General features: G+C 39.9%; 19 protein-coding genes. 14 read left to right on the forward strand and 5 right to left on the reverse strand.

What is annotated here, in order from left to right; all coding sequences use genetic code 11:
- Nucleotides 1-35 precede the first annotated feature (35 nt).
- The 3 genes from GVK91_RS19410 to GVK91_RS19420 form a co-directional block, all read right to left on the reverse strand.
- Nucleotides 36-2,591, reverse strand: a complete 2,556-nt coding sequence (locus GVK91_RS19410; RefSeq protein ID WP_159730936.1) for a BamA/TamA family outer membrane protein — start codon at nucleotides 2,589-2,591, stop codon at nucleotides 36-38.
- Nucleotides 2,592-2,681: 90 nt separating this feature from the next.
- Entirely contained in the window at nucleotides 2,682-3,107 is a 426-nt protein-coding gene (locus GVK91_RS19415) for a GNAT family N-acetyltransferase (protein WP_153848374.1), read from the reverse strand.
- 55 nt (nucleotides 3,108-3,162) lie between these two features.
- Nucleotides 3,163-3,618 carry a DinB family protein gene (locus tag GVK91_RS19420; protein ID WP_153848373.1) on the reverse strand — a complete coding sequence of 152 codons (456 nt, stop codon included), beginning with the start codon at nucleotides 3,616-3,618 and terminating at the stop codon, nucleotides 3,163-3,165.
- A 501-nt stretch (nucleotides 3,619-4,119) separates the two neighbouring features.
- Here GVK91_RS19420 and GVK91_RS19425 point away from each other — a divergent pair.
- The 14 genes from GVK91_RS19425 to GVK91_RS19485 all read left to right on the forward strand — a co-directional run bounded on the left by GVK91_RS19425 (nucleotide 4,120) and on the right by GVK91_RS19485 (nucleotide 22,855).
- Complete coding sequence (locus tag GVK91_RS19425) at nucleotides 4,120-5,433, forward strand: ATP-binding protein (protein ID WP_159730938.1); 1,314 nt, start codon at nucleotides 4,120-4,122, stop codon at nucleotides 5,431-5,433.
- A gap of 90 nt (nucleotides 5,434-5,523) precedes the next feature.
- Nucleotides 5,524-6,123 (forward strand): TetR/AcrR family transcriptional regulator, encoded by a 600-nt coding sequence (locus GVK91_RS19430; protein ID WP_088162102.1) that lies wholly within the window; start codon nucleotides 5,524-5,526, stop codon nucleotides 6,121-6,123.
- A 78-nt stretch (nucleotides 6,124-6,201) separates the two neighbouring features.
- Nucleotides 6,202-7,404 carry an efflux RND transporter periplasmic adaptor subunit gene (locus GVK91_RS19435; protein WP_153848371.1) on the forward strand — a complete coding sequence of 401 codons (1,203 nt, stop codon included), beginning with the start codon at nucleotides 6,202-6,204 and terminating at the stop codon, nucleotides 7,402-7,404.
- Nucleotides 7,405-7,418: 14 nt separating this feature from the next.
- Nucleotides 7,419-10,607, forward strand: a complete 3,189-nt coding sequence (locus GVK91_RS19440; protein ID WP_159730940.1) for an efflux RND transporter permease subunit — start codon at nucleotides 7,419-7,421, stop codon at nucleotides 10,605-10,607.
- A 24-nt stretch (nucleotides 10,608-10,631) separates the two neighbouring features.
- Complete coding sequence (locus GVK91_RS19445) at nucleotides 10,632-12,059, forward strand: efflux transporter outer membrane subunit (protein ID WP_159730942.1); 1,428 nt, start codon at nucleotides 10,632-10,634, stop codon at nucleotides 12,057-12,059.
- Between the two features lie 286 nt (nucleotides 12,060-12,345).
- Nucleotides 12,346-12,828 carry a DUF4822 domain-containing protein gene (locus GVK91_RS19450; protein WP_159730944.1) on the forward strand — a complete coding sequence of 161 codons (483 nt, stop codon included), beginning with the start codon at nucleotides 12,346-12,348 and terminating at the stop codon, nucleotides 12,826-12,828.
- A gap of 384 nt (nucleotides 12,829-13,212) precedes the next feature.
- Nucleotides 13,213-14,316 carry a sensor histidine kinase gene (locus tag GVK91_RS19455; protein WP_159730946.1) on the forward strand — a complete coding sequence of 368 codons (1,104 nt, stop codon included), beginning with the start codon at nucleotides 13,213-13,215 and terminating at the stop codon, nucleotides 14,314-14,316.
- Nucleotides 14,316-15,077 carry a LytTR family DNA-binding domain-containing protein gene (locus tag GVK91_RS19460; protein WP_153848367.1) on the forward strand — a complete coding sequence of 254 codons (762 nt, stop codon included), beginning with the start codon at nucleotides 14,316-14,318 and terminating at the stop codon, nucleotides 15,075-15,077. The genes GVK91_RS19455 and GVK91_RS19460 overlap by 1 nt, the downstream gene beginning before the upstream one ends.
- 241 nt (nucleotides 15,078-15,318) lie before the next feature.
- On the forward strand, nucleotides 15,319-16,437 hold the full coding sequence (locus GVK91_RS19465; protein WP_159730948.1) for an efflux RND transporter periplasmic adaptor subunit: 1,119 nt from the start codon (nucleotides 15,319-15,321) through the stop codon (nucleotides 16,435-16,437).
- A 118-nt stretch (nucleotides 16,438-16,555) separates the two neighbouring features.
- Entirely contained in the window at nucleotides 16,556-19,717 is a 3,162-nt protein-coding gene (locus GVK91_RS19470) for an efflux RND transporter permease subunit (RefSeq protein WP_153848365.1), read from the forward strand.
- 1 nt (nucleotide 19,718) lies between these two features.
- Complete coding sequence (locus tag GVK91_RS19475; RefSeq protein ID WP_159730950.1) at nucleotides 19,719-21,155, forward strand: efflux transporter outer membrane subunit; 1,437 nt, start codon at nucleotides 19,719-19,721, stop codon at nucleotides 21,153-21,155.
- A 291-nt stretch (nucleotides 21,156-21,446) separates the two neighbouring features.
- Entirely contained in the window at nucleotides 21,447-21,674 is a 228-nt protein-coding gene (locus tag GVK91_RS27530) for a hypothetical protein (RefSeq protein ID WP_235032963.1), read from the forward strand.
- Between the two features lie 60 nt (nucleotides 21,675-21,734).
- Nucleotides 21,735-22,316, forward strand: coding sequence for a DMT family transporter (locus tag GVK91_RS19480; RefSeq protein ID WP_235032964.1), 582 nt, complete (start codon nucleotides 21,735-21,737; stop codon nucleotides 22,314-22,316).
- Between the two features lie 173 nt (nucleotides 22,317-22,489).
- Nucleotides 22,490-22,855: a VOC family protein gene (locus GVK91_RS19485; RefSeq protein WP_153848362.1), complete on the forward strand. Its 366-nt coding sequence runs from the start codon at nucleotides 22,490-22,492 to the stop codon at nucleotides 22,853-22,855.
- Nucleotides 22,856-22,936: 81 nt separating this feature from the next.
- Here the strand turns inward: GVK91_RS19485 and GVK91_RS19490 are convergent, their stop codons facing one another.
- Together GVK91_RS19490 and nhaA are read right to left on the reverse strand one after the other, a co-directional pair.
- Nucleotides 22,937-24,163, reverse strand: a complete 1,227-nt coding sequence (locus GVK91_RS19490) for a DEAD/DEAH box helicase (protein WP_159730952.1) — start codon at nucleotides 24,161-24,163, stop codon at nucleotides 22,937-22,939.
- Between the two features lie 221 nt (nucleotides 24,164-24,384).
- A complete protein-coding gene (gene nhaA / locus GVK91_RS19495; protein ID WP_159730954.1) occupies nucleotides 24,385-25,572 on the reverse strand; it encodes a Na+/H+ antiporter NhaA in 1,188 nt (395 codons plus the stop codon).
- Nucleotides 25,573-25,754 lie beyond the last annotated feature (182 nt).

The raw sequence follows: 25,754 nt of genomic DNA on the forward strand, positions 1-25,754 counted from the left end.
TTCATTTCACACTTAAAAAGCTTCATTTTAGGTCTTTAAAAAGAAAGTCCAACGCGAAGATAAGGCAAGGTTGCTTCTTTACTAAAACCGACTACCCCCTGAATCGTGAGCAGATCTCCAGGCATAAAATAAATTCCGCCACCGTACCCCATATGCCAGTCATTGGAATTTTCATGACTCATCCATACCCTTCCGACATCATAAAAACCAATTGCCCCGACTGTTCCAGGAACGATATAAGAAGAGTAGCTAAATAATTTTAATCGCATGTCAAAATTATTATATAGCGCTGTTTTCCCAGTGAACCGTCGGGAATTATACCCTCTTAAGCTCATTTCCCCTCCAATTTGCGCATGCTGATAAAAATAGGGATCTCCCCATACCGCATCAAATCCCACACGGTTGGCGAAAGTAATATAGTTATCGGCAACCGTTTTATAAAAACTCATGGAATGCTGCAATTTTGTATAATTGCGGCCCTCCCCTCCAATTTCAGCATTCCAGCCCAGCCTGGTATGTACGTATATTCCAGATTTAGGATTGGCCATATTATCACGTGTATCATAATCTATCCCGCCAGTAAGGCCAGTAAAGAAATTACTCCCATAGATAGGTTCCGATGGATATTTTTGATGGAATTCCTCAAAATAACGTCCAACATTATTCGATTCTCTACTCGTATAATATTCGGAAGAAGATCCATAGAACACCTTGAATTTAGGTTCCAGGTACTTTTCCAGAAAAATGTCACCGCTCACAAGATCAAATCGATTTCGGTAATACGAAATGCGCTTTGAATCCGACTTATCGAAAATAGTATTGTTTCCATATCCAAAGAAATTACTCAGGTTTTTGGGACCAAGGGACGAAAGATGAATATAAAGATCATGTCCTGCAACGAGATCTTTGTAATTACCTTTGTAATCAAACATAAATGATTCGCGGCCGGTCAAATAACTGCCAAGAAACTGATGCCGATAGGCATAAGGCTTCTTTCTGAACCCCTGATTCTCGATCATATACCCCAGTCCAAAAATAAGTCCACGATCAACCCCATAATCTAGGTTAAAAACGACCCCTTTACGATCATAGATAAAATTTTCATAGTCAAACTTATGGACAGCGCTGTCTTTGCTCAACTTCAGATGAATAGCATCATCAACCTGCATAGCACCCGGCACCTGATTTTTACCATCATAGATATAAACTTTGCTGCCATTGGCAAATTTATCAGTTGTACGATATAGATTCTGTCCATCCCCCCCAATTAGCCGGATCTTTATGGGCGATTTGCCCGATCCATGTAACTTATATTCGTCAGTGCCCGATATGCCATATATACGAACTTCTTTGGTCTGATCAGGTACAAAGGTGCGTTTTAGCAGTTTTCGCCCTTCGGTACCATCTTTTTTCTTGTTGTGGATATTGATAGTGACCGAGCCATCCTTATTGTAATCGACATCCACAAATTCAGATTTGGCGGACAATGGTAGTTCAACGACACGCGCAAGAAATCGATAGTAGGTCAGTCCGCTTTCCATCAGCTCGTCCCTTCTTGAACGAATATTTGTTTCCAATTCATTCGCACTCATTTTCACAATTGTATCAGGCATCGTTAACATCGCTTGATGAATCAATAAATCCGTCAGTGTTTTCTGAACAAACTGTATTTCGTCAATCCATTCATCCTCTGTAAGATGAGTGAGAAAAAAATGATCAAAAGTACTCGCATTAAAATTCCAATGGGGCACATTTCGGATATGCGGACTAAAGGGTTGCAAATGAGCCTTCAGCCATTGATAGGAAAGTAATGTGGGAAATACACCCGAAGTTTTATAATATACCTTATCCCGATCCCTTGGGACGGGGGTATAGATCTTTTTACCTTTTTCTTTTTCGGGATCCCAACGCCAATTATCTTGATGACGATCCCAGTCCCCAAGCGTAAAGTCGAGCATCCGCGCACGTAGCGTGAGCTTCTGATCAATTTGCGTATCGTTGTCTTCCAACACTTTACGCATGACTTTTGCGCTATTATCTGTTTTTTGATCCTCAAAAGGGGTGCGCGCCTCAAACATATAGGCCCTATTTTTAAATACCTCACGATACTCGCCGAACCTAGGGTCATCTCCTACAAAAACCAGTTCTGGCGAAGCTGAAGGAATACCTAAGGCTTTATTAAATGGCGGAACGGTCAATGCACCAAATGGATGATGTATCGAAATCTGATCTTGTACTATATCTTTTGCAAATGTCTTTCGAAGGCTTTCTGGTAGACTACGTTCAGGGTATTTCTGAATAGACCTGAGAACCCACTCCCTACCCATAGAATCTACCAGTCGAAGTGACTGTGTCTGCATACCACCACCCAACTTAACAATCTGAAGCCCGCCCCGCTCAGTAGCGAGATCCATCACACGCATCTTAACAGGAGTATTGTATAGTTTACGGTAACTATCTCCAAGCCAAAATCGATGCAATAAACCCACTCGGTCATATTCAGGTGCGATCACCGTGGTAATACTGTCCATACGTTGTGCATGCGAATTAAAAACACAGCAACAGGCAATTAATGTAAAGATTCTTCTCATTTTATCTAAGTCGGGTCTTCGAGAAATCAACAGTCGATACAGGTAGAATGTTTGATGGTCTCGATATCTAATTGGGCTAAAGTTCACCTTTTAAAGCAAAGAATCAAAAACTTTCTGCTCCTTTTTTAGTATAAAACCGCTATTTTGATAAAACTTATGGCTCTCGGTCCGAATGATATTGCATCTGACACGCAAACGGTAACAATCGAGAGACCTAGACCAATCAGATGCCGTATGCAATAATAATCGACCTATCCCCCGACCTCGATATTCTTCATCGACAACCAAGCCAATGATTTCTACATAAACACCAGTCTCCATACTGATGACCTGATGAAGTTGAATCCAGCCAACTGTTTTATTATCAATAATCCCCACAAATACAGCATACTCCTGCTTCCGCAACAGATCCTCCAAAATAGTTTTCATTCCTTCAATATCGGCTGGATACCCCAGCTGTTCGGTCAAGGTTGCGAGCTCCGGGGCATCAGATAATACCGCTTTTCTTACATCCATACTATAAATTTGTTTCCTATGTTTTAGAATAAGAATAGGTTTACCAATACATTAACTACACCTCAGGTTGATCCAGCAGTCGGCGGTGATAGTTTATTTGGCCAAGGTGATAAGTTAGGTGGGTGGTCAGATGAACAAGCAAATACTGCGTTGTTGTTTTTTCCTCAAACACGCGTATAGGATATATCTCAAGAAGGTTCTCCTCTGACAACAGATCCAAAGAGCGTGTAACCACATCAATCGTATCATCTATCTGATCTATTAATCGTGTTCGAGGAATGTCTTTTAACGAAAACTCGGCCGCTCGATCTCTGATATACCCAGTCTTGCCTATTTCAGCACCAATATATGTTTGAAGATTTCCGATCAGGTGTAAACATAGGTTGCCAGCTGAATTGGAAATATTACGTTCAATAAGCCATATATTTCCTTCCTGTTTGTACAAAGAAATTTCATCACGCAGCCTGTTTAAGTCCCGTCGGAAAAGGCTTTTTAAAGTTTCTATAAGCATAGACTAAATTTAGGTATATTTTCTACCAAAAAAGCAACTTCTATATCAACACATCAACTTTAGCCGTCAATGGCCATATGGACACAAATGAGACGTATACATCTCCATATGATATTTTGTAATTTTAAACTACTTAAAGCCCAATAACCATGAAGATAGTTTCAAATTTCCCAAAGAAAACCTGGGTAATTTTTAGTGTAATAACAGTTGCGGCCACCATTCTCTTCGCTAAATGCGATAGCCCATCCGATGGAAATAACAGATTGGGCTTTCCATTTCCTTTTTATGAATATATTGGCGGCAAACACTCATTTGAACCTGAGAATCGAAGTAGTTTCAATTTTATTTATCTTCTTTTCGATCTTATTATCTATTTTGGACTTGCTTATTTTTTCACATTTTTAATCAAGAGATCTAAAAAATAGTGTACATTGAAATGGAATTAATCGACCAAATTATTTCCATCTTTTTTTACAAGTTTTAAGCTAAACCGTCTTTACGATGAAGAAGAGCACAAAAATAACCAACCAAAGTATCGAATCTGCAGGACTTCCCAAAGACCCCAAACATGCCATTGCTGAATATATCTGGAATGGATTTGATGCAAAAGCCACACAGATCGAACTCTTCATAGACAGTAATGAATTAGGCTACATTAATCGTATAAGCATACAGGACAATGGCGAAGGCATACCCCTAGAGACGCTTTCTTCCACATTTGGAAACTTTTTGGATTCTATAAAAAAGAACAGCCTCAAACGCAGTTCCTATACAAGAGGAAAAAAGGGAAAGGGCCGATTTTCTTTCTCGCTTTTTGCAACACGTGCAATTTGGAATACTGTTTTTCAAAAGGATGAATATTTCTCAAACTACCGAATTCAAATCGATCGCGAAAGTAAAGAGCAATACGATATCAGTGAAAGCACGCCAGTAGTACATAAAAATACAGAAACACAAGTTACTCTTGAAGGCATTTTTGGACTTAATGCTACATTTTTTGAAAGCGATGACTTTAACAATTTCCTCGCACAAGAATTCGGTTGGTTTCTCTACTTGAATAAGGAAAGGAATTATGCCATACGCGTCAATGGAAAGCTGTTGGCTTATGATCATTTAATCCAGGAAGCTGATCAACTATCGTGGACTGGCTATAGCCCCGACCAGGATACTTCCTATAGTTTCACCATCAATTACATTCGCTGGAACCAGCAAATTGGTGATCGATATTATTATTATTTTCTTAATAGTGATAAAAAGGAAATTGCCAAAGTACTTAGCAGTTTCAATAATAACGCGATCAATTTCCACCACTCCGTCTATGTGGAATCTACCTTCTTTGATCATTTCGAACAACAAGATATCCTCCTATCTACAGAAGATAATCTTTTCTCGGGGAAAGCCAAACAAGTTATTTATCGAAATTTACTTGCCGAGTTACGTGATTTACTCGATAGAAAACAAAAAAAATATGTACTAGAGCACGCTGTCGCGGTAAAATTAACAGATCTTGAAAGAAAGGGCCTACTACCCGCATACAACAACTCGGAAAAGGATAAAAAAAGAAAAACCCTATTGTTAGCATTAGTACAGGAATTATATATTGTAGATCCACGCATTTTCTTCGGCATTAAAACAGACCTTATCCGCACCTATCTTGGTTTCATCGACCTGTTATTGCAATCGGAAAAAAGTACTGAAATTCTCCCTATCATCGAACAGGCACTTCCCCTAACTGAGAAAGAAAAAAATCGCATAAAACAGATTGTAACCCTTGCTGCAAGCCCTGAAAATGCTTCTTCCGAACCGAAAAAATAAGGCCTTTTTATTTAATGACTTTTAGATGTCAATAAATAAAATTAAAAGTATCACTTTTGCCTAACACTGTTAAATTATTTACGCATTAGCATGGGTAGTAAAGAACGCATACAACGGCTCAAAGATGAGAATAGAACCAATATTCTAGATGCTGCGCTCCAAATCGTCAAAGAAGAAGGATGGCAGGCCCTGAGTATGCGCAAAATTGCAGATATCATTGAATATACTGCCCCCATGATATACGAGTATTTCGCCAATAAAGATGCCATCTTGATGGAACTTGCCAACCAAGGCTATCTCCTGCTTGCCAAAAAAGTAAAGCAAGCGAAATCAACTGAAACCGATCTGGAGAAACAATTGGAAGCAATGTGGTTTAGCTATTGGGATTTCGCCTTCGAAGAACGTGAATTATATCAGTTAATGTTCGGCGTTGGAACAGCCTGTTGTGGATTTGAAAAAACATATAAATGTGCAGAATCCCACGGAAAATTGATAAGTGATGTCATCCGTGAAATCATGAAAGAGAAAAATCCATCCGAAGAATTGATCTGTAGAAAGTATTTCACCTACTGGTCTATTATACATGGATTGATTTCGATCAATCTGGTAAACCAAGGTAATGGCGAAAATACCAATCAAGAAGTATTAAAGGATGCTATTTACGGCATCACACGCTCCCTGACTGACTAAATTTTTTTACAACAAAAAATACAACGTTAAAAAATCTAACACCGTTAAATACACCAAAACTTCAATTTTTAATATCACATGAAAACAAATTTATCACCAAGTCTTAAAAAGATTTACGTTCCAGCACTTAACAGTGTTAAACGAATTAATATCGTAAAGACTGCATATGTGTTGAGTGCAATCTTTCTATACAGTTGCTCAACCGGAACAAGTAAACCCATTGATCCACCACCAGTTAACCTTCCGGTCGTTACCATCGAGAATGGTAGCGAGACAGTTTACCAGGAATATCCAGCGACTATTGAAGCTTCCGCCAATATTGAGATCAGACCTCAGGTAGAGGGAATTTTGGAAAACATCTATGTCGATGAAGGAGCCAAAGTAACTAAAGGTCAGGCACTTTTCAAGATCAACGACCGCCCCTATCAGGAACAATTAAACCAAGCGAAGGCAAATTTACTGGCAGCAAAAGCTAGTCTGGAAAATGCGGAGTTAGAAGTCGAAAAGAAAACAAAGCTGGTGAATACCAAAGTACTGACAGACTTCCAGCTAAAAACAGCTATTAGCGCACGTAATGCCGCTAAAGCAAATGTACAATTGGCACTATCGGCCGTTGAAACCGCAAAAATCAATGTCGGATATACGCTAATACGGGCTTCAGCCGAAGGATACATCGGTAGATTACAACGCAAACAAGGGAGTTTGGTTGGTCCCACAGACGCACAACCACTTACCGCATTGTCAAATGTAAGAGATCTTCATGTTTATTTCTCACTGGGAGAAAATGACTTTATTGCATTCAAAAACAATACAGAAGGGAGTAATTTACAACAAAAGCTTCACAACCTCCCTCCGATCAGCTTAGTTCTTTCGGATCAGACAATTTATGATCAGAAAGGAAAAATAGATATGGTGGATGGGCAGTTTGATAAAAATACCGGTGCGATTACACTTCGTGCAACATTCAACAATCCGGAGGGAGTTTTGCGCAACGGAAACACCGGTCGTGTAAGACTACAGAAGAAGTATGCACAAGCATTATTGGTACCGCAGCTTGCTACCCTTGAAATGCAGGATAAAATCTTCGTTTATACCGTTGGTAAAGAAAATAAAGTTGTTCAACAACCTATTACTGTCATTGGAAAAAGTGGTGCAAATTACCTGGTAAGTAAAGGGCTGAATGCGGGAGACCGAATTGTCTACAAAGGCATTGACTTGCTTCAGGATGGTCAGAAAATTACACCACAAGCCTTATCAAGAGATAGCATCAATTCATTATAATATTAGAAAATCACATGCTTAAGAAATTTATAGAAAGACCTGTACTTGCTACCGTTATCTCCATATTACTTGTCATATTGGGGGTGATTGGTATCCTCAAACTGCCATTGCAGCAGTTTCCCGATATTGCACCGCCCGCAGTGCAAGTAACGGCATTATATCCTGGGGCAAATGCCGAAACGGTGCTTCGTGCCGTAGCCCCCTCACTCGAAGAGTCAATCAACGGTGTTGAAAATATGAGCTACATGAGCTCTACCGCCAGCAACGACGGTTCGTTAATGATTACGGTATATTTTAAACTTGGTACAGACCCTGACCAAGCTGCTGTAAACGTCCAAAATCGTGTGGCTCAAGCAACCAGCCAATTGCCGGCTGAGGTTGTACAAGCCGGGATCACCACGGCAAAACAGCAAAACAGCTTGATCATGGTATTGGATCTTTATACGGAAGATCAGAGTAAATACGATCAGACCTTTATTACCAATTACGCCCAGATCAATATTATTCCTGAACTGAAACGGATACCTGGGGTTGGACAAGCATTGCCATTTGGTGGTAGCAAAGACTACTCCATGCGTGTATGGCTCAATCCAAATCAAATGGCTACCTATAAATTAACGCCTGAGGAAGTAATGGCCGCCATTCAAGATAAAAACGTCGAAGCTGCTCCGGGTAAATTCGGAGAGAGCAGCAGTGAAGCTTTTGAATTTGTAATCAAATATAAAGGTAAACTCAACCAGCCAAGTGATTACGAAAACATTATTATCCGCTCCAATACAGACGGTTCTGTACTAAAACTCAAAGACGTCGCTCGTGTCGAACTGGGATCTTATACCTATGCGAGTCATACGCGCATCAACGGTAAAGCAGGATTGAATATTGGGGTCATGCAGCTTGCAGGTTCGAATGCAAATGAAATTCAGATTGCCATTCAAAAATTCATGGAGAAAGCCTCTTTAAGCTTTCCAAAAGGTGTCAAATATCTCGTTTTATACAACACAAAAGATGCACTTGATCAATCTATTGACCAAGTAAAACATACACTAGTTGAAGCATTTATACTGGTATTTTTAGTTGTCTTTCTATTCCTTCAAGATTTTAGATCGACATTGATACCAGCGATTGCGGTACCGGTAGCCATCGTGGGAACATTTTTCTTCATGCAGCTCTTCGGCTTTTCAATCAACCTACTGACTTTGTTTGCTCTGGTGCTAGCCATTGGGATTGTCGTCGATGACGCGATTGTGGTTGTGGAGGCTGTTCATGCCAAGATGGAGCATGAAAATCTCCCGCCTAAGCTTGCTACGACATCTGCCATGAGTGAAATCACAGGCGCCATCATCTCGATTACATTGGTGATGTCTGCCGTATTCCTTCCCATCGGCTTTATGGAAGGTTCAACCGGGGTATTTTATAGACAATTTGCTTTCACCTTGGCGATTGCAATCGTTATTTCAGCAATCAATGCCTTGACACTAAGTCCTGCGTTATGTGCGCTCTTCTTAAAACCAACGCATCATGGTCATGCTGATGCCAAGAAACTTAATTTCAAAGAGCGTTTCTTCGCTGGATTCAATGTCGGATTTGATCGGTTGACGAAGAATTATTTAGGTAGTTTACGCTTCTTGATCCGTTATAAGTGGGTTGCATTTGCAGGATTGGGAATTACCCTACTTTTGACTGTATTTATGATCCGTAAAACACCTACTGGATTCATCCCATCAGAGGATCAAGGATTCATTGCTGTATCCTTATCTATGCCAGCAGGTGCTTCTTTGGATCGTACCTCTGGAGCATTAGCCGAAGCAGAGAAGCAACTTCAACATGCTGATTTTACCAAAACTTTAAATGTACTTGCTGGTTTCAATATTTTGACACAATCCACAAGTCCATCAGCAGGTGTTGCATTTATCCTCCTTAAGCCACATGAAGAACGTGGTAAGATAAAAGACATCAATGCAATTATGGCCGATGTCAATCAGCGATTGGCAAATATCAAAGGCGCAAATTTCTTTGTCTTTACCTTCCCTACTGTACCAGGATTCAGTAACGTGGATGGTCTGGATATGGTACTGCAGGACCGGACCGGTGGACAACTCGGAAAATTCAGTGGCATAGGCCAAAAGTTTATTGGCGAATTGATGAAACGTCCAGAAATTATGATGGCTTTCACAACCTTTAAAGCGGACTATCCACAATATGAACTTCAAGTAGATGATATCAAAGCAGAACAACTTGGCGTAAGCACAAAAAGCATTTTACAGACCATGCAAGCCTATTTTGGTAGTGCCCAAGCCTCAGATTTTAATCGTTTTGGAAAGTATTATCGTGTGATGGTCCAAGCTGATGCCAAGGATAGAAGTGAACCAACTTCGATGGACGGTATTTTTGTAAAAAACAGATTGGGAGACATGGTTCCCATCAATACATTAGTCAAATTAGAACGTGTATATGGTCCGGAAACAGCATCTCGTTACAACTTATTCAATTCGATTGGAATAAATGCGATCCCAAAACCAGGATATAGTTCCGGAGATGCTATCCGTGCAGTTGAAAAAGTTGCAAAACAACAATTGCCGACTGGATTCACTTATGAGTTCTCAGGTATGACTAAAGAAGAAATTGTCTCCGGAGGCCAATCCACATTAATTTTTATTCTCTGTCTGATATTCGTTTATTTTCTGCTTGCGGCACAATATGAAAGCTATATCATTCCATTGGCGGTTATTCTCTCTATTCCTACAGGTATATTTGGGGTCTTTGCAGCAATTAGCTTCACTGATATTGCCAACAACATCTATGTACAAGTCGCACTCGTTATGTTGATTGGATTATTGGCCAAAAATGCCATTCTGATCGTAGAATTTGCCATCCAAGGACGCAAACAGGGACTATCAATTCCTAGTGCCGCACTTAAAGCAGCGAGATTACGTTTGAGACCTATTATTATGACTTCTTTAGCTTTTATCGTTGGTATGATTCCAATGATGACAGCAGTAGGTCCATCAGCGCAAGGAAATCACTCAATCAGTATTGCCGCTGCGGGAGGGATGTTTACTGGAGTAGTTTTAGGGCTCTTTATTATCCCTATTCTCTTTATTTTCTTCCAATTTATCCAAGAGAAAATAGGAGGTGCTCCAAAGCAAAAACAACATGAAAACAATGCCGTTTCGTTGGAAATACCCGTGCATACAAACAATTAGTATATCATGACAGCATTTAAATATATGAATAGTAAATCAAAATTACTGACGGTTTTCATCTTATCTTTTGTCGCATGGTCTTGCAAAACAGATAAGTTGGTCAGCAATCAACACCTTGCCCCCAACTTACCCGAACAGTACCGCGACCAGGCTAAAGCTCCGCAGGAAACTAGCATAGGTTCTATTCCATGGCGTGATTTTTTTAAGGATCAAGTCTTACAAACCTTGATCGATAGTGCTATACAACATAACTTAGATATGCAACTGGCACTAAAAAATATAGAAGCGTCTCAACTGAGCCTGAAACAAGCAAAAGCTAACTATCTTCCCACGGCCCAACTACAGATCCGCGGAAATAGCACCAACCCATCCAATAACAGCATGAATGGATTGAGCCTGGGGCAGTTTTTAGGCCAACACCATGTGGAAGATTATACGGCATCCTTAGGTTTATCCTGGGAGGCCGACATATGGGGTAAAATCAAAAATCAAAATATCGCTGCTTTAGCTTCCTATTTACAGACAGAAGAAGCGAAAAAAGTAATTCAAACCCAATTAATTGCACAAGTTGCGCAAGGCTATTATCAACTACTGATGCTTTATCAATTGCGTGATATCGCCAAACAAAACTTGCAATTAAGCGATACAACTTTACGTATTGTCCAGCAACAATATGAAGTTGGTGACATTACGCTGCTTGCATTGGAACAGGTCGATGCGCAGCGATTGTCTGCAGCTGCCTTGATCCCCGACTTTGAACAACAGATCCGTATTCAGGAAAATGCCATTCAGATTCTTAGCGGAAAACTCCCGCAGGAGATTAAAATAGCCAAGAAATTGTCGAATATTCAATTCCCCGAAGAATTAGCAACTGGCGTCCCAGCCGATTTGCTAAGTCATCGTCCGGATGTAAAACAAGCTGAACTGGCTATTACAGCTTCACAAGCTTATCAACAATACGCAAAGGCACGTATGTATCCTTCCTTGGTTATTAGCGCCGAAGCAGGAGTAAATGCATTCAAGGCAAGCAATTGGTTCAACTTACCAGCTTCATTATTTGGGGCAATTACAGGAAGTATTACGCAGCCTATTTTACAGCGGAAGGAATTGAAAACTCAATATGAACTGGCACGTGTCGAACAAGAAAAGAACGTATTGATCTTCAAGCAAAAAGTAATCTCAGCAGCTGGAGAAGTTTCCGATGCTTTAATTTCAATTCAAAAATTGAAAGAAAAACAAAAGATTACTTCAGATAGAACGACGCGTCTAAAGGAAGCAACGAAGCACGCCAATCTTTTATTTGAAACAGGAATGGCCACTTACTTGGAAGTAATTACGGCACAAAGCAATATCTTGCAAAGTGAGCTCGAACTTGCTCAGGTAAAGAAAGCGGAGCTTTCTGCAGTTGTTGACCTGTATCGTTCATTAGGTGGTGGATGGAGCAACAATTAATGCTGTAAAAAAGCAATTTTCTAATTTTATTATACATATCTGGTAGATGGGGGGCTTTAGGGTCCCCTGTTTTATTTTTATCCGAAGCCCATTCTTCCATCACCTTTAATTGTTTCCATGTAAAGCAGACTTCAAAGCAAACTAATAGCAAGCTTTTTCTTTTGTTTAACCTTCTTCTACAGCGCGATCTCATTCAATTTATAAATCCTTCAAACCTTGGAATAAAAGAGACAAATACAGCTGAAACAATGCGATTACTTTTGTGAGATCATATAAATTTTATAAAATGAGAGATTTAAAAAAAATTGCATTAGCGGTATGTATCGCCTTAAGCACACTAGTAGCGGTGAGTTGCAGTAAAGATGACGAAACTGTTGTTGAACCACAGCTTACACCAAGCGAAATATTGGCCAATACCCCCTGGGAAACAACAAACGCAAAGAATAATAAAGGAGAAAGTGTAGTGTTAACAGATGCTAACGTGTCAAATTTTGTAGGATTTGCTTATTTCAAATCTGACGGTACATTTACAATGTTCAATCTTGACAATTCTCCCAAAATGCACGGCGACTGGACCGTATCTGCAGATGGTAAAACGAGAACAATTGTTGCTAAAAATGCTGCTGGTGAAACATTGTTTACTCGTGTGGTTGATATTACTGTATTAACGACGAAAGAATTCACGTATAGAGTTTATCCAAACGCTAATGACAAAACGATCTATTTCGATATTATCCATACGCCAACAACGCATCAAGAGCCAAAATAATTTAAAGGATAATACATCGATACAATAGTTACCTCAATAAAACAGAAAGGCTTGACGAAATGATGTCAAGCCTTTCTGTTTATAGCTAAAAACGAACCCCATATCCAGAGTCATTCTTTGAAACTGTTATATCAATCGATCACAAAAAACAAATAACAACAAGATTTACAACCAATTAAAAAACAGGGCACACGAATTTCATAAAGAATTCTATTCTGATATGTCAATACTAGATAATCTACCGATCTTCGTCAATATACGCCTGAGTGTATCAAATTGATATTTCAGTCGGGGCTTTATACGCTTCAGCAGAAATTTGTCGTCCAATACTAAAAGGAATTACGAAATTTGCATAGATTTCACCGATACATATAAGTTAAAAGAATGCAGGATATAGCGATCTATAAAAACGATAAGACTCTAATTAGTACAAATAAAAAAAGGCTGATATTTACCTTTCTGTCCTTTCTGCTTATTTATCTCGTCGCCTATATTATTGATCCTTTCTCGAGTTGCTGGGATGGCTATTTTAAACGGAATATGTTCGAAATACTCGGTGAATGGACATTTACAATCATTTACAGCTTTATCATTTCCGAATTTAGTATCATTGTCCATGACAAGCTTAATAAGTTCTTAACCTGGAAAGATAGTCCGACAGAGCGACTTCTACTTGAAACCGTCATCAACCTTTTTGCAGTACTCTTTATCAATTTACTGCTGGAGTACCTGATTTCAAAATATTATTTTGGACCTCAAAATGTTACTATAGCCCCATCTTTGGAGGAAAAAAGGGGGATGATTCAAAACATTACAATCAGTGTATTGATTGCGCTCATGATAATGGGAATCAATATTGGTAGTCATTTGATCACTAACTGGAAAAATGAGTCCATGCGTGCGGCAAAGCTCGATCAAGTCATTCTTGAAACAGAACTTCAATCGTTAAAATTACAGATCGACCCCCATTTTGTCTTTAATAACCTGAGCGTGCTCTCAGAAATCATCCTCGAAGACCAACAATTAGGCTATGAATATGCAGAAAACTTCTCCAAAATATATCGCTACCTTCTTGTCAATTCTAAAAAGGACATTATCTCACTCGAAGAAGAACTCAACTTTCTAAATTCATACATATTTCTCATCAAAAACCGATTTGGCGATGGGGTAAACTTCGAAATAAACGTCAATCCCGCTAAACGCAATTGTCAATTACCACCCCTTACCTTACAATTATTGGTAGAAAATGCATTAAAGCATAATCAGACAAATAAGAAAAAACCGCTGAAAATAAAGGTATACACCAACTCCCAGAATCAACTTGTTATTGAAAATATATTAATCCCTATTGAGAATGTATCCGAATCATCGGGAATCGGGATTTCAAACATCATTAAAAGATACGATTTGCTATCCAACTTAAAACTGCAAATAAAGAATGATGGAAAAACATTTAACGTTATCCTCCCACTTTTAGCGCAAGCATAATGAATATAACCAAAGTATTAATCATCGAGGACGAAAAACTCAATGCCGATCGTTTAAAACGACTTTTGAAGGAAATAAAGCCATCCATCGTTATTTTAGATGTCCTGGATAATATCGCTGATAGCATCAACTGGTTCAATAGCAATGAACTTCCCGACCTGGTGATGATGGATATTCGTCTATCCGATGGTTTAAGCTTTGAAATATTAGAGACTATAAAAATAGATTGCCCAATCATATTTACAACAGCATTTGACGAATACGCTGTGAGGGCCTTTAAATTCAATAGCATAGATTATTTGCTTAAGCCTGTAGAAAAAACAGAGCTGGAAAATGCCATCCAAAAACTTGACTATCAAAAAGATATCCAGATCAACCAACAACCGCTTCAAGGTTTATTGGATTTTATTTATCCGAAAGATTTTCGCTCACGCTTTCTAATTCCATTCAAAGACGGCTATAAAACCGTTCTTGTTGAAGAGATATTATACTTCTACTCCGAATTTAAACTTACCCATGCGCAACTCAAATGTGGTACTGTCGAAATTGTCCCTCAAACAATGGAAGAACTCGAACAGCAATTAAATCCAAAAGTATTTTTTCGCGCCAACAGGCAATTCATTGTACATATAGATGCGATCAAAAGATTACATAACCACTTCAACGGAAAACTAAAAATAGAAATTAAAAATAACGATCAAGTGGAAATCCTTGTGAGCAGAGAAAAGGCTCAATTGCTGAAAACTTGGTTAGACTATTGATGTTAAAACTGATCCGCTTGCTCCTTTTACGTCAGAAATGTAAAATAAGTTTTTCGCGATGAACAAGGGAATGTCAATCGATAAGACCAATATCTTCAACACAATTGGATCGTACCATTTAATATCGTAAAATTCAGATCATCACTGATACGTTTCAGTAAGCAATTGTAACGTCTCGGTAGATTTCTTTGCCTTATGGCTTAAAAGAATTCTTTTCTTTGTTTCATTATAAAATGATAAAATGGCACAAAGAACGATGACTTTAAAACCTTTCCTTACACTTATTACAGCAGCAGCATTATTATCGTCCTGTGGAGGCAACCAAGAACAACCGCAAGAGCAGGCAGTTACTGTTGACTTTATCGAATTATCTCCTACCCACGCGGAGACCGAAAAAAAATATCCTGGTACATTAGAGGGGACCGTCAACGTCGATGTCAAAGCGCAGGTAACTGGTTATCTTGATCAGATTTATGTCAAAGAAGGAGACTATGTATCCCAGGGTCAACCCCTTTTCAAAATAAAAGCTGATGTCTACAACGAACAAGTAAACAACAGCAAGGCAGCTTACCAAGCTGCTTTATCGGCAGAACAAAACGCTAAATTGGAGATTGAAAAAATCAAACCACTTGTCGAAGGTAAAGTGTATACCGAATTACAGTTAAAAACTGCAGAGGCCAATTATGCCGCAGCTAAAGCACAGGTAGCGCAAGCACAAGCCGCACTCGGCTCTTCTCAAATAAATGCCAAATTTACGTTGATCAATGCACCAGTGAGTGGTTATATCGGCCGTATCCCTAATCGGATCGGAAATTTAATTACCGCAGCAGATGCAACACCTTTAACGACGCTATCTGAAATCAATACCGTAAATGTGTATTTTTCATTGAGTGAGGCCGATTTTATAGCCTTTATCAAAGATCAGAATAACAAAACATCCAATCAACAAGCAACGCTATTACTGGCTGATGGAACAGCATACAACCATTCGGGGAAAGTAGAGTTAGCTAGTGGTAACATCGACAGAACAACAGGAAGCATGGCACTTAAAGCAAGTTTCATCAATCCCGAAAAAATTCTCCGTTCGGGTGGCTCAGCAAAAGTAATCTTGAAAAAAGCGCATGAAAACGTATTGTTGGTACCTATGGCCGCTGTAAAGGATATTCAAGACCGCTATTTCGTTTATGTTATTGGTGAGAAAAATAAAATTTCCATGAAACAGATTGAAATTGCAGGAAATACCGCTAACGCCTATTTACTAAAATCGGGACTCACGGCTGGTGAAAAAATCGTTATGAATAGAATTGACATGCTTAATGATGGAATGCAAGTTCAACCGACTAAAAAATCCACCATGTAACAAGGATAGCAGGTATAGCAAAAGCTGAACTGCTCAAAGAAAGGCAACAAGCCTATACATTCAGTATTCACTTTTGAAAAAAAAACGGTACTAAAAGCTTTATAAAATTTAAACTAAAATGTTAAAGAAATTTATTGACAGGCCAGTTTTGGCAACTGTTATATCTATCATATTTGTCATACTGGGGGTTATCGGTCTTTTTAGGCTGCCTCAAACGCGATTCCCGGATATCGCCCCGCCCACGGTCCAAGTTACCGGAAGCTATCCCGGAGGAAATAGCGAAACAGTATTGAGGTCAGTTGTTACACCCCTCGAAGAGCAAATCAATGGTGTGGAGGACATGGAATACATTACATCTACTGCAAGTAACGATGGTACATTCTCTGTGCGTATTGTCTTTAAAGCAGGTGTAAATCCAGATCAGGCGGCCGTAAATGTGCAAAACAGAGTACAACAGGCTACTCCTATCCTGCCACAGGAAGTTGTGCGAATGGGATTAACGACTTCCAAGCAACAAAATAGTATGATCATGATATTTAATATCTATACAGAAGATAATAAAAAATATGATGAACTATTTTTACAGAATTATGTGAACATCAACTTGATCCCACAGATCAAGCGTGTACCTGGGGTTGGTCAGGCCATGGTATTCGGTTCCAAAGACTATTCGATGCGTGTATGGTTGAATCCGCAAAAAATGGCGAGTTATGGACTTGTGCCACAAGAAGTCATTGCTGCAATTTCCAAACAAAGTCTGGAATCTGCACCTGGAAAATTAGGGGAAGAATCAAAAGCACCACTGGAATATGTCATACGCTATAAAGGGAAAAAGAACCTTCCAGAACAGTATGAAAACATTATCGTCAAAAACAATGACGTTCAGATCGTACGCTTAAAGGATGTCGCACGTATTGAGTTTGGCTCGATCAGTTATAGTGGTAATTCGCAAAATAACGGCCTCAATACCGTTACCATTGGTATATTCCAGACATCAGGCTCCAACGCCAATGAAATTGAAATCGGAATCGACAAACAGATTGAAATAGCGCAACGCTCTTTCCCTCCTGGAATCAAGATTTTTAAATTGATCAGTACCAAAGAACGCTTGGATGAAAGTACGGCTCAAGTACGTTCGACATTGATTGAAGCCTTCATATTGGTTTTCTTAGTTGTATTTTTGTTCCTGCAGGACATACGATCGACTATTATTCCAGCAATCGCAGTACCAGTAGCTATCGTAGGTACGTTCTTCTTCCTGCTGGTGTTTGGCTTTACAATCAATATATTGACGTTATTTGCCCTAGTACTCGCCATTGGTATTGTTGTCGATGATGCAATTGTCGTTGTCGAAGCAGTACACGGAAAGATGGAGACTTCCAACTTAACCGGTAAGCAGGCTACCCATAGTGCCATGAGTGAAATCACAGGGGCTGTAATCTCCATTACCTTGGTTATGTGTGCAGTTTTTATTCCCATTGGATTTATGACAGGTTCATCGGGCATGTTTTATAAACAGTTTGCCTATACCCTTGTTATTGCCATTGTGATCTCTGCGATTAATGCCTTGACTTTAACACCGGCACTCTGCGCATTATTGCTTAAAAATACGCACGCCGAAAATCACGATGGGCAGACCCCAAAAACAGGATTTTCTCAACGTTTTTTCAAAGCGTTTAACGCTGGCTTCGAAAACATGACCAACCGATACGTTGGTTCATTAAAATTCCTGGCAAAGAAAAAATGGATTTCGGCACTTTTGATCCTAGCGACAATTGGCGTTGCCGGATACCTCATGACAAGCACTTCCAAAAGTTTTGTACCAATGGAAGATGATAACTTTGTTGTATACAGTTTGGAAATGCCCCCAGGAACGGGACTTGATCGAACCACAAAAGCAGTAGAAAAAATCGAAAAACTACTTGCCGATATCCCTTCTATTGAAAGCCATACAAGTATTACTGGATTCAATATGATCGGTAACAACTCCAGCGCAGCCTATGCAACAGGATTCATACGCCTGAAAGATAAAAAGAAACGTGGTGAGATGAACGATATCGATCAGATTCACCAAGTTATCTCACAAAAATTATCCAGTGTCAAAGAAGGTAATGCAATGGCTTTTCGCTCCCCTCCTGTTGATGGCTATGGTATGATGAATGGAGCGGAACTCGTATTGCAGGACAGAGCTGGTAAATCGCCGGTAGAGCTCAAAGCAATGTCCGACTCCGTTATTGCGCAGATTATGAAACAACCAGGGGTACAGTTTGCCTATACCATGTTCAGAGCAGATTATCCACAGATGGAGTTAGAAGTAGATGAAGACAAAGCTGCCCAACTTGGCGTAGATGTCAGTGAAATGCTTTCGTCCGTTCAAACTTACTTTGCGGGTGACCAATCATTGAATTTCAATCGTTTCGGAAAATTCTATCGGATAGCAGTTAAAGCAGATGGCATCTATAGAACCGATAAAGAAGCCTTCAACGAAATATTTGTCAAGAATAATCTTGGCCAAATGGTTCCGGTGAATACCTTGGTCACACTTCGTAAAGTGTATGGTCCTGAATCGGTAACCCGTTATAATTTATACAATTCGCTCACAATAAACGTTGTTAGTACGCCTGGCATCAGTAATGGTGCGATCATGGAAACATTGGAGAAAAATGTATTGACTAAGTTACCGGGAGACTATAGCTACGAATGGACGGGACTTAGCTTGGAAGAGAAGTCTTCGGGCAATCAAACCGTACTTATCCTAGCATTAAGCTTGCTATTTGTATACTTCTTACTATCAGCACAGTACGAAAGTTATTTATTGCCCCTTGCCGTCCTGTTATCAATCCCAACAGGTATGATCGGTTCTTTCTTAGGAACACGTGCCATTGGATTGGACAACAATATCTACGTCCAGGTCGGCTTGATCATGCTCATCGGTCTTTTGGCAAAAAATGCCATTTTGATTGTTGAATTTGCTTTACAGCGGAGAAGAGCAGGCTCCTCACTCATTGATTCGGCTTTAGAAGGAGCAAGAGCTCGTCTACGCCCAATCTTGATGACTTCATTGGCTTTCATTGCCGGCATGGTACCTTTGATGTTTGCGACCGGCGGAACAGCTACAGGTAACCATTCAATCAGTACGGGAGCAGCAATGGGTATGTTAAGTGGTGTTATCCTCGGCGTAATCATCATACCGTTGCTATACCTGGTGTTCCAATATTTGCAAGAAAAAGTTTCGGGTAAAAAACTTACGGACAATACAGTACACAATACAAACGATTAAAATGAAAAGATTTCATCACTATATAACAATTTTCGCAAGCACTACCCTGTTATTGTCCGCATGCAGTGTGGGAAAAAAATACACACGTCAGGAGATAGCAATGCCCGAAAATTTTAAAAACAGCGCGGTTGTCCTGACGTCTGATACGCTACAGCTATCCTGGCGTAAATTTGTACAGGATCCCTTGTTGACATCACTCATTGAGAAGGCATTATCCAACAATACAGACGTCAATGTTGCACTCCTCAACATGCAACAATTGGAACTCGCGTACAAGCAGTCTAAGAAAGGGTTACTGCCGACAGCTGATTTAAGCATTGGAGCGAATAGAACCTGGTTATCGAGCAATTCCTTGAATGGATCGCTGAGTGACCAATTTATCGGGACACCTTATATGGACGATTATAGTGCCACGCTCAGGTTATCTTGGGAAGCCGATATCTGGGGAAAGGTAAAAATGCAAAAAGAGGAATCCTTGGCCAATTTTTTTGGCCAAAAGGAAAATTTATCGGCTCTGAAAACCCGGGTTATTGTACAGGTCATCCAGTCCTATTATAACCTGATTGCTTTGGATGAGCAGCTTAAGATCGCACAAAGAAATGTTCAATTGAGCGACAGCACACTGAATATGATACGTCTGCAATACAACTCATCACTGGTCAGTTCGCTTGCCGTGGAGCAAGCCGAAGCTCAGAAGAAAACTGCTGAATTGTTGATTCCCCTAGCCCATCAAAACATGGCTGTAGAAGAAAATGCACTAAGCATTCTTTGCGGAGGTTTCCCCGAGGACATTCAACGTACAGCAAGTTTAGATGATACAATTGTTGGAGACGGACTTGCCACAGGGGTGCCGGCCGAACTCTTGAGCCGCAGACCAGATGTCAGAGCAGCTGAATACGCGGTTGTGGCAGCGACAAGCAGAATGGGACTCGCCAAAGCAGCGATGTACCCTTCCATAAGCTTGACACCATCCATTGGTACAAACTCCATTCAATTTAACAAATGGTTTGATCTACCGGGATCGATCGTAAAAACAATAGCGGGGAATATTGCACAGCCAATTTTCCAGAAAGGTGCTTTAAAAACAAACTATGAAATATCGGTCATCGAACGTGAGAAGATAGCTTTGCAGTTTAAACAGTCGGTTATGGTCGCAGTTTCAGAAGTTTCGGATGCCTTGGCAAAAATCAAACATACGGAACAGCGCCTGCAACTTATCCATGCCAAATCAAATGCCCTCGCCAAAGCCACCGCTGATGCCGCCTTACTTTACAAAAGTGGGATGGCAAACTATCTGGAGGTGATAACTGCCCAAAACAATGCGCTCCAAAATGATTTGGAACGTATTACAGTAAAACGGGAAAAGCTCAATGCAGCCATAGATCTTTACCGTGCATTGGGTGGCGGAACAGATGCTTTACCGCCAAATACGCCATAGAATCACAAAATAAAGGCAACGGACTAAATATATGCCCCTAGAAGCAAAGACTTTCTGGGGGCTTTTTCATTCCTTTTTTGCAGCTGCGCCCAAAATTCCCTATCTTCGGGTAAATACAAATATGATGAATAGAACGAGTTGTCTTCCTCCTCCAGTAGCGTAATATTTTTCTCAAATATTACTGAAGCACAATGCCAGAAATGGACTGATTTGCTGTGCTTCTTATTTACTATCAATTTTATTATTTAACACCTTTCGTCCTTAATGGACGGAACTGGAAGACAATTTCTTATGAAACATTCATATTTCATGCTGCACCTTGCTGTGTTGTGCCTGGGACTATCTGGTGTATTTGGAAAAGTGATTTCACTCAACGAGGGGATACTCACATGGTACCGTGTATTTTTAGCTGCCGTTATCCTATTTTTTATTCTAAAATGGTATAAAATACCTACAGATTTTACGTTCAAAGAGAAACTGCATATTGCAAAAAATGGGCTACTATTGACAGCATCCTAGCTATTATTCTATGCTAGCATCAAATATTCAAACATTTCCATCGGCGTGATCTGCTACTGTATGGCAAGTTTTTTCACCGCTATTTTTGCACCGATGATCAATAAAACGAAATTCAGATTGTCTGAACTTCTGTTGAGTGGACTTACGTTGTGCGGTATTGCACTGATATTTCACTTCGATACCTCACACCAGCTTGGCATAGTCTTAGGGATAATTTCTCCGGCTTTTGCCTCACTCTATGCGGTTCACAATGAAAAATTGACCAAAAAGTACAACGCAATATGCATCAACTATTATCAAATGATCGGTGGAACAATAGGGCTGGCATGTCTACTTCCTTTTTACATTCAGCATTATCCAATCAGCACTTTCATTCCCAATGCCCTGGATATTTTTTACCTGCTTATTCTATCCTTATGTTGCACAGTTGCTGTCTATCTCGCATTTACAGAAATCTTAAAGAAGATATCGGCATTTACATTGAACTTAAGCTTAAATCTTGAGCCAGTATATGCTATTTTGATTGCATTTTTATTTCTTAATGAAGCAAGAGAATTAAACCTATCCTTCTATGTAGGACTGTTTTTGGTTGTTTCATCTGTGCTATTACAATATTGGATCAGCAGTAAAAAGAGCGCTTAACAACCTCCATTCATTTCCCAGTCCAACTAAGATTGGGAAATGAATGTTGAAAAGAAAATGCGTGTCATTTTCAACAAAGCCTTATATTTATAAAACGGTTTGGGTTTTAATTCCAAAACCGACACAACCGATCAAGCAATTTATTATACATACATTAAATAGATAGTTCCGTTATGAGCAATAGCAGTACAGAAAACAAATTTGTCAACCAGCAGATCCAATACCTTGAGTTTGTATCAAGCGACCTTGATCGTGCCAAAGCATTCTACACAACGAGTTTTGGCTGGGAGTTTACGGACTACGGGCCAGCATATACAGCTTTTGGTGGGAAATATGTGGATGGTGGTTTCACACTTGGCAACCCAATAAATGGCAGTATTCTCGTCGTTATCTATGCCGACGATCTGCAGGCTACGCGTGATCAGGTTATCCGCGCTGGCGGGACTATATTAAAAGATATTTTTAGCTTTCCCGGTGGAAAGAGATTTCAGTTCCAGGATCCTGATGGATATGAATTGGCCGTGTGGACTGTTGAATAAAATAGTGGACTGTTGAATAAAATATATACTCAAATGCAAAGCCCCCACATTTTTCTCATATGGGGGCTTTGCATTTTAAAATCAGGCTCTTTTAGCTTTCTGATAGTTTTTATTTTTATTCCTATTGAAACGCTTCTTCTTATGCTGTGGATTCTTTTTGGCAGGATTGTAAATGGGCCCTGCTTCAAACCCCTCTGGCAATGGAAGTTGTTCAATCGTATAACCTATTAAATTCTCAATCTGAGCAAAACGGTTTTGGTCTTTCTCATTGACAAAGGTAATGGCCGTTCCTGTAGTTGCTGCCCGCGCAGTACGTCCAATACGGTGTACGTAGTCTTCCGGATCCGGTGGAACATCATAATTAACGACCAAACTGATCCCCACCACATCGATACCGCGAGATATCACATCTGTCCCTACCAGTACCCGCACCTGACGAGACCGGAATCTGGCCATAATATCTTCCCGTTTCGACTGTTCGAGATCCGAATGGAAACCCTCCGCATCAATCCCCTGCTTCTGTAATTCCTGAGCGAGAAGTTTGACCGTAGTTTTTTGGGATGCAAAAATAATAACAGATACATAATTGGGATCCTTCAGTATATTCTTCAGGAGCTCCATTTTCTGTTGATCATAGGCAAGATATACACGTTGATCTATCCCTTCCGAAGGTTTAGAAATGGCAATATTGACCTCCACAGGCTCCTGCAGAATTTTTCGGGCAAAAGATCTGATCTTCATCGGCATCGTAGCCGAAAACAAAAGCATCTGCTTTTTCTTCGGTAAATAACTTACAATACGTAAAATATCGTCTTGAAACCCCATATCCAGCATACTATCAGCTTCATCCAAAACAAAGTGCTTTAAATGAGAGAGATCAATCTTCATGGAGGTAAGATGGCTTATCAACCTTCCCGGCGTAGCTACAATGATATTTACCCCCTCTCGTATAGCCCGTTTTTGCTGTTCGTAGCCCATACCGTCGCCCCCACCATAAATGGCTATGGATGTTGCACCCGTGTAATAAGACATGCCCATAATCTGCTGATCAATTTGCATGGCAAGTTCCCGGGTTGGGACAAGGATAATTGCAAGAATAGATTCCCTTGAATTCCGTGCTATTGCATCGAGGATGGGCAACATATAGGCTGCTGTTTTACCTGTACCTGTCTGTGCGCAGGCAATCATATCTTTTCCCTCTTTAATAATCGGGATGGTCTGTTCTTGGATCGGCGTAGCCTCCTCAAACATCATACTTTCTAAACCTTCTTCCAAAGCTGGAACAAAGCCAAATTCATCAAATCTCAACGTATTGTTTTTATTGTTGTGCCCTAAATTACTAAATCTAATTCATAAAAGTCTAAAATTAATACCTATAGCTCGTTATCCTCTTCCAAATTAACCCTCAGATAGGATTAATCCATGAAGGAATCAGGACTGAATTTGACCAAAAAAACGGTCCTACACATTATTGTATGTCAAACGTACGACATTGTAAGCCAAACGTACGACTGCTAACTATGCAAAATTTAATCAATAACCTGTGTTTTCTTTGTGGCTGACACTGCATTCAAAACGATATAGCCTAGCAAGCCGGCGCATAAAGACGCGATCAGAACTGCGAACTTTGCTTCTTCAATCAACATGCTATCATCAAATGACAGTATCGAGATGAAGATTGACATCGTGAAACCGATTCCGCCCAATAAGCCGACACCAAAAATCTGTTTCCAGCCAGCCCCTTCCGGTAATTGCGCAATCTTCAATTTTTTAGCAATAAAACAGATCAAAAATATCCCAATTGATTTACCAGCGATTAGACCAAGGATAATACCGATCCCCAATTTTGAAGTCAAACCTCCAATCATTTCACCATGGATTGGAATAAGTGTATTCGCAAATGCAAACAGAGGAATGATAATGAAATTGACAGGTTTGGTCAAAAGATGCTCAAGTTTTTCTAGGGGAGATTCTTTCGCGTCCGGTGTTGTCGGTAGCGTCATGGCCACCAGCACGCCTGCTATTGTTGCATGAATACCCGAGTGGTGAACAAAGTACCAAATAAATAGTCCCGGAATCAGGTAAGCCCATATCGCTTTAACGCCCAATTTATTTAACACGATCAAAAACAAAAAGATACCTAAAGCAATAAATAAATAGGTCGCATGAATACCATTGCTATAAAAGATCGCAATAACCAATATGGCAAGTAGGTCGTCAACAATGGCCAGTGCAGCCAAAAAGATCTTAAGACTGGCAGGTACCTTATTTCCCAGAAGCGTGATAACCGCTAAAGCAAATGCAATATCTGTTGCCATAGGGATTCCCCAGCCGTTCGCAGTATTGGTTCCCTGATTTAATACAAAATAAATGATGGCAGGCAAAAGCGCCCCACCAACCGCAGCCAAAATGGGCAGGATTGCTTTACTTGGCGATGAGAGTTCACCCTCTACAATTTCACGTTTTATCTCGAGTCCCACCAGTAAAAAGAAAATAGCCATCAAACCATCGTTGAGCCACAACAACCACGAATATTTTAAATGAATATGACCGCTCTCAAAGCCTACTTCCCGGTTCAAAAATTCCATTACACTGGCATACAATGACGTGTTTGCTACGATCAATGCCAGAATAACGCAGGAAAAAAGTATAATTCCGCCAGCAAAGCTGGATTTTAAGAATTCTCTAAAGACAGTTAAATTGATAAGTTTTGACATGATTTGAATATCTAAAAACGCTTACAAAGGTTCACAAGATACGATTTTTAGGACCATTTACCGAATTCCAGGGACAATATCCCGAGCGATATCCAATGGGAGACAGCCGATTTAGCTGTGTTTTATTAGTGGTAAAAGAACCAAAAAGCGAATAAAAAAGACAAAAGCTCTTCTGCTATCCT

Source organism: Sphingobacterium sp. 18053, assembly GCF_902706145.1.
Taxonomy (GTDB): domain Bacteria; phylum Bacteroidota; class Bacteroidia; order Sphingobacteriales; family Sphingobacteriaceae; genus Sphingobacterium; species Sphingobacterium paramultivorum.

Coding starts and splice junctions, on each gene's coding strand:
- GVK91_RS19475 (WP_159730950.1), top strand. CDS start 19,719: ATGAAAAGATTTCATCACTATATAACAATTTTCGCAAGCACTACCCTG.
- GVK91_RS19480 (WP_235032964.1), top strand. CDS start 21,735: ATGGCAAGTTTTTTCACCGCTATTTTTGCACCGATGATCAATAAAACG.
- nhaA (WP_159730954.1), bottom strand. CDS start 25,572: ATGTCAAAACTTATCAATTTAACTGTCTTTAGAGAATTCTTAAAATCC.
- GVK91_RS19455 (WP_159730946.1), top strand. CDS start 13,213: ATGCAGGATATAGCGATCTATAAAAACGATAAGACTCTAATTAGTACA.
- GVK91_RS19430 (WP_088162102.1), top strand. CDS start 5,524: ATGGGTAGTAAAGAACGCATACAACGGCTCAAAGATGAGAATAGAACC.
- GVK91_RS19435 (WP_153848371.1), top strand. CDS start 6,202: ATGAAAACAAATTTATCACCAAGTCTTAAAAAGATTTACGTTCCAGCA.
- GVK91_RS19415 (WP_153848374.1), bottom strand. CDS start 3,107: ATGGATGTAAGAAAAGCGGTATTATCTGATGCCCCGGAGCTCGCAACC.
- GVK91_RS19485 (WP_153848362.1), top strand. CDS start 22,490: ATGAGCAATAGCAGTACAGAAAACAAATTTGTCAACCAGCAGATCCAA.
- GVK91_RS19465 (WP_159730948.1), top strand. CDS start 15,319: ATGGCACAAAGAACGATGACTTTAAAACCTTTCCTTACACTTATTACA.
- GVK91_RS19440 (WP_159730940.1), top strand. CDS start 7,419: ATGCTTAAGAAATTTATAGAAAGACCTGTACTTGCTACCGTTATCTCC.
- GVK91_RS19420 (WP_153848373.1), bottom strand. CDS start 3,618: ATGCTTATAGAAACTTTAAAAAGCCTTTTCCGACGGGACTTAAACAGG.
- GVK91_RS19470 (WP_153848365.1), top strand. CDS start 16,556: ATGTTAAAGAAATTTATTGACAGGCCAGTTTTGGCAACTGTTATATCT.
- GVK91_RS19410 (WP_159730936.1), bottom strand. CDS start 2,591: ATGAGAAGAATCTTTACATTAATTGCCTGTTGCTGTGTTTTTAATTCG.
- GVK91_RS27530 (WP_235032963.1), top strand. CDS start 21,447: ATGAAACATTCATATTTCATGCTGCACCTTGCTGTGTTGTGCCTGGGA.
- GVK91_RS19445 (WP_159730942.1), top strand. CDS start 10,632: ATGAATAGTAAATCAAAATTACTGACGGTTTTCATCTTATCTTTTGTC.
- GVK91_RS19425 (WP_159730938.1), top strand. CDS start 4,120: ATGAAGAAGAGCACAAAAATAACCAACCAAAGTATCGAATCTGCAGGA.
- GVK91_RS19450 (WP_159730944.1), top strand. CDS start 12,346: ATGAGAGATTTAAAAAAAATTGCATTAGCGGTATGTATCGCCTTAAGC.
- GVK91_RS19460 (WP_153848367.1), top strand. CDS start 14,316: ATGAATATAACCAAAGTATTAATCATCGAGGACGAAAAACTCAATGCC.